Annotated in this window: 1 protein-coding gene and 1 pseudogene; both read right to left on the bottom strand. The window is 43.0% G+C overall.

The annotated features are described in order from the left end of the window. A pseudogene (asnB, locus tag R7E42_RS23925) lies at positions 1–386 on the bottom strand (asparagine synthase B); the annotation flags it as partial. A gap of 242 nt (positions 387–628) precedes the next feature. Then, positions 629–1,617: cation:proton antiporter family protein (locus tag R7E42_RS23920; RefSeq protein WP_318073078.1), on the bottom strand; the 989-nt coding region annotated here is incomplete at its 5' end.

The following is a 1,617-nucleotide window of genomic DNA, read 5'->3' as shown; positions in this document are numbered from 1 at the left end:
TCATCGTACAGTACGAAAGCAAAAATGCCGTTTAGCTCTTCAAGAAGATCAGCACCCATGTCTTGATACAGCGCTAAAATAACTTCACAGTCAGAGTCTGTTTGGAATTCGTACTTGCCTTCGTAGCGAGCGCGAATCTCTTTGTGGTTGTAGATCTCACCGTTAACGGCAAGGATTAGTTTTTTATCAGGGCTGTATAGTGGTTGAGCACCGCTATTTAGACCAACGATAGCCAAGCGCTCGTGAGCTAGGATTGCTCTTTCTGAAGAGTAGATACCAGACCAGTCAGGGCCACGGTGACGAAGCTTTTTCGACATTTCTAACGCGATAGGACGCAGTGCCGCTGCATCACTTTTAATGTCTAAAATCCCAAATACTGAACACATACAACATCCTTTCTAAACTAAACAATTTCTAATCGGTATGGATTCAATTTGCCATTCTGAGTAAAAAAAGCAACGTTTTGTGATTAAAAAAATGATAAAAAGCCTTGTTGATTAAATAATATTTAATTTATTTGCTGTTTTGATGAATGGGATTAAGGTTTGGTATGAAAATCAAACAAAAAAGCCTCTCTATTGATAGAAAGGCTTTTAATTGGTAGTAGCGTTGTTGCGTATTTTTAGGGTTATTTTATTGAAGTGAACTGAGGTTCTAGTTGTTTGCACACGTGTCGCGCAAAACCACTACCTGCTTCGCTGTATATATTAAAGGCAGCGTCCACACCACTTTCCAACAAACCTTCTAGTTGGTCTGGATATTCTGCAATAGCGGCAATTTGCCCTTTGTAGTTTCTACGCTGAAGTTGTTCTAGTGCCGTTTGATTACCTTGATGGTGTGGCATTGCCAATAAAACTAACTTTACATGACCAGTATCTAGGATTCGTTCCCAAAAATCTGGGTCGGTAGCATCCCCTGAAATGACATTACGTCCTTCTGAACGGTGTTGTTGCGCTGCTTCTTCACGGATCTCAATCCCCAGAGAAATCTTGCCGTAACGTGCGCGTAGCTCGTCATATGCACCGGTACCAATTCGCCCCATACCTAGAATAAGTACTTGAGCATGTCCCGGGTTGATCAACTGGTCACGTTGGTTGAGTTTCTCTGCAGCCGTTTCTTGTAACCATTTACCGGAATGTTGATAAATTTTATGGCCCAAGCGATTTAGAGGTGCTGAGATAATAAAGGATAGTGAAACCGCTACAGCGATGGCTGCGAGCATGTCACTCGGCATCCACCCCATTTTGTACGCCAGGCCACCGACAATGAGCCCGAACTCGCTGTAGTTAAACAGTGATAAAGAAGCGAGTAGGGAAGTACGCACGCGAAACTTAAAGTGGTTGATGGTCAGGAAGTATAGTAATCCTTTAATAGGCAGAAGGACAATGAATAAAAGCGCTAGTGCGATACCCGTTAGACTCAAAGATGCGGATAAGCCGATATTTAAGAAGAAGCAGACGAGAAAGAGCTCTTTCATATTAAATAGCGATTTAGACAACTCTGACGCTTTACGGTGACCAGCGAGCATCATGCCAAGAATCAAGGCGCCAAGGTCTGGTTTCATTCCAACTAACTCAAACAGTCCGGCACCCACAACAAGCGCGAAGAAAATGCCGA

It is taken from the genome of Vibrio sp. Vb1337, from assembly GCF_033338715.1.
GTDB classification, from domain to species: domain Bacteria; phylum Pseudomonadota; class Gammaproteobacteria; order Enterobacterales; family Vibrionaceae; genus Vibrio; species Vibrio alginolyticus.
The sequence above is the reverse complement of the archived record's forward strand: the minus strand, read 5'-3'. Positions and strand labels throughout refer to the sequence as shown.